General features: G+C 54.3%; 1 protein-coding gene. It reads right to left on the bottom strand.

The genetic code is table 11. The features are described from left to right. A partial coding sequence (locus P0G09_RS17405) for a nitroreductase family protein (protein WP_275253302.1) occupies positions 1 to 313 on the bottom strand: 313 nt, incomplete at both ends.

The following is a 313-nucleotide window of genomic DNA, read 5'->3' as shown; positions in this document are numbered from 1 at the left end:
GCGCCCAAAAAGGGCGTGCACGATTTGGGCGCGTAGTACTGCTGCTCGGCCCGCACATCAATCTGAGACATACTTAGGATATTCAGCCGCAGCTTTTTTTCGGTCTTTTCCCCGTAGCCAAAGGCAACGATTGCCGCCACCTCTAACGGGGTGGCGAGAGACAGTGCCTTTTTGATTTTGTCGCTGTCGGTGAAGGTCATACAGCAGGTGTCAATGTCCAACTCAGTCAGCTTGAGGACGAGATCTTCCATCATGTAGCCGGCGTTGATGGCCGCATAGGAATGCGGGGCAGACATAAGGAGCAGGTAGTGCG

Origin of the sequence: Faecalibacterium sp. DFI.5.82 (genome assembly GCF_029076575.1) — a bacterium.
GTDB lineage: Bacteria > Bacillota > Clostridia > Oscillospirales > Ruminococcaceae > Faecalibacterium > Faecalibacterium duncaniae.
The sequence above is the reverse complement of the archived record's forward strand: the minus strand, read 5'-3'. Positions and strand labels throughout refer to the sequence as shown.